Source organism: Rhizobium sp. BK112 (genome assembly GCF_014193215.1).
Taxonomy (GTDB): Bacteria; Pseudomonadota; Alphaproteobacteria; order Rhizobiales; family Rhizobiaceae; genus Rhizobium; species Rhizobium anhuiense.
In genome coordinates, this window is sequence record NZ_JACHYZ010000040.1 from 1 (window position 1) to 2,601 (window position 2,601).

General features: G+C 60.2%; 2 protein-coding genes. Both read left to right on the forward strand.

Annotated elements, in window-relative coordinates; translation table 11 throughout:
• Nucleotides 1-192: 192 nt before the first annotated feature.
• Nucleotides 193-1,722, forward strand: coding sequence for an IS21 family transposase (gene istA / locus FHT75_RS35605; protein ID WP_107010529.1), 1,530 nt, complete (start codon nucleotides 193-195; stop codon nucleotides 1,720-1,722).
• Between the two features lie 12 nt (nucleotides 1,723-1,734).
• Nucleotides 1,735-2,472, forward strand: a complete 738-nt coding sequence (gene istB, locus FHT75_RS35610; protein WP_183845825.1) for an IS21-like element helper ATPase IstB — start codon at nucleotides 1,735-1,737, stop codon at nucleotides 2,470-2,472.
• Nucleotides 2,473-2,601 lie beyond the last annotated feature (129 nt).

A 2,601-nucleotide genomic window follows, 5' to 3' on the forward strand; every position in this document is an offset into this window, starting at 1 on the left:
TGCAAATTCCGAGGCAATCCGCCCCCTGATTCCGAAATGATCTCGCCCCCCAATTCCGAGAAATAGTCGCCCCCTGATTCCGAGATGATGCCGCCCCCATCGGAAAGCATCTGGCGTGGGTGTTCTGCTGGTGTGAAGTTTCTTCCTTCGACGTGACGAGGAAGGAACGGGATGCCTGCGGAGAGACTGGAGATGCGGCGTGTCCGCGAGATATTGAGATATCGCTTCGAACAAGGACTTGGCCACAAGTCGATCGCGGTTCGGGTTGGAGCTGCGCCATCGACGGTGCGCGAGACGCTTCGGCGTGCGGCCATTGCGGAGCTATCGTGGCCGTTGGGTGACGACATCAGCGATGCAGTCCTGGAAGCGGCGCTTTACAAGGCAGGCGGGACGAAGACGGGTCATCGTCGGAGCCCTGAGCCGGACTGGACGCAGGTCCACCGCGAGCTGAAGCGCAAGCATATGACGCTGCAGATCCTTTGGGACGAATACATCAGCCGTTATCCGGAGGGCTATCGTTACAGTCGCTTCTGTGACCTCTACCGCGGCTGGGCGATGAAGTTGCCTGTGACGATGCGGCAGGATCACGCGGCCGGCGACAAGCTGTTCGTCGACTACGCCGGCGACACGGTCACGGTTGTCGTTGATCGGCTGTCCGGCAAGACACGGCAGGCGCACCTGTTCGTGGCGGTTCTGGGAGCATCCAGCCTTTCATATGCGCAGGCACGTTGGAGCGAGACGCTTCCCGACTGGATTGAATGCCATATCCTGGCGCTGGAGTTCTTTGGCGGTGCGCCAGCCTTGCTGGTTCCCGACAATGCCAAGGTAGCGATCATCAAGGCCTGCCACTTCGATCCCCAGGTAAACCGGACGTATTGCGGGATGGCGGCCCATTATGGCAGCGCCGTCTTGCCGACGCGGCCGCGACGCCCGCGGGACAAGGCGAAAGTGGAAGCTGCGGTTCGTATCGTCGAACGTTGGCTGTTGGGCCGGCTGCGCCATCGCATCTTCTATAGTTTGGCCGAGGTCAATGCGGCGATTGGCCAATTGCTCCATGATCTCAATGATAAGCGCGTTCTGCGCCGTGTCGGCGCCACGCGCCGCCAATTGTTCGAGGAGCTTGATCGTCCGGCTTTGCGACCGCTGCCTGTCGAACGTTATGTCTTTGCCGAATGGCGTATCCGGCGCGCCGGGCTGGATTATCACGTCGAGATCGAGCGGCACTATTATTCCGTTCCCTATCGCTTTGCCCGCGAGCAGGTCGAGGCTCGTATCACCGCCAATACGATCGAGATCTTCCACAAGGGCGAGCGAATTGCCGCTCACCGGCGCTCCAGCGGCAACGGCAAGCACACGACGATCCCCGATCATATGCCCTCTGCGCATCGCCGCTTTGCCGACTGGACGATTGAACGGATTCAACGCGAAGCCTCTGCGATGGGGCCGGATGTTGCGCTGTTGTGCGAGCGCATTCTTGCCGACAGGCCTCATCCCGAGCAGGGCTTTCGAGCTTGCCTCGGCATCATCCGCCTCAACAAGAGCTTCGGCCGCGACAGGGTCAATGCCGCTTGCGGCCGTGCGTTGGAGATTGGCGCACGAACCTATGGCTCGGTGCGATCCATCCTCGACAATCACCTTGACCGGACGGCTGCCTCAAATGGAGCGGCGCCGCATGAACCGATCCATCACGCCAACATCCGCGGACCTCGCTATTACCACTAAGGAGAACGAAAGATGCTTGCCCATCCAACACTGGATAAATTGAATGCCATGGGCCTGGCCGGCATGGCAAAGGCCTTTTGCGAACTTGTTGCCAACGGCGAAGCCGAACATCTCTCGCACGCCGAATGGCTCGGACTGCTGCTCGAACGGGAATGGAGCTCCCGTTACGATCGGAAGCTTGCGGCACGCCTCAGGTTTGCCAAGCTTCGCCACCAGGCCACCCCAGAAGATGTCGACTATCGCGCCGACCGCGGCCTCGACCGTGCTCTCTTCATGAAGCTGCTCGGTGGCGACTGGATCAACGCCCATGACAATCTGGCCATTTGCGGCCCCTCGGGTGTCGGAAAGAGTTGGTTGGCTTGCGCTCTCGGCCACAAGGCTTGCCGAGACGATCGCTCAGTTCTCTATCAGCGTGTCCCAAGGCTGTTTGCCCAGCTTGCGCTCGCGCGCGGTGACGGCAGGTATGCCCGGCTGCAACGGACCTTAGGCCATGTTCAGCTCCTGATACTGGATGATTGGGGGCTCGAGCCGCTCAACGAACAGGCCCGCCACGACCTGCTGGAAATCCTCGAAGATCGCTATGGACGCAGATCAACGATCATTACCAGCCAACTTCCCGTGTCCGCATGGCACGGCGTCATTGGCGACCCAACCTACGCCGATGCCATACTCGACAGGTTGGTCCACAATGCCCACCGCATCGAATTGAGCGGTGATAGTCTGCGCCGAAATCTACCGCGCAAAGCTTGACACCTCGCCTGAATGAACTGACAACAATCATCGCCTGCAGACCCCACTAAACAGGGGGCGAGATCATCCCGGAAACCGGGGGCGCAATCATCTCGGAACAAAGGGGCGGCTTCATCGGAATCGGCAGAT

Coding starts and splice junctions, on each gene's coding strand:
- istA (WP_107010529.1), top strand. CDS start 193: ATGCGGCGTGTCCGCGAGATATTGAGATATCGCTTCGAACAAGGACTT.
- istB (WP_183845825.1), top strand. CDS start 1,735: ATGCTTGCCCATCCAACACTGGATAAATTGAATGCCATGGGCCTGGCC.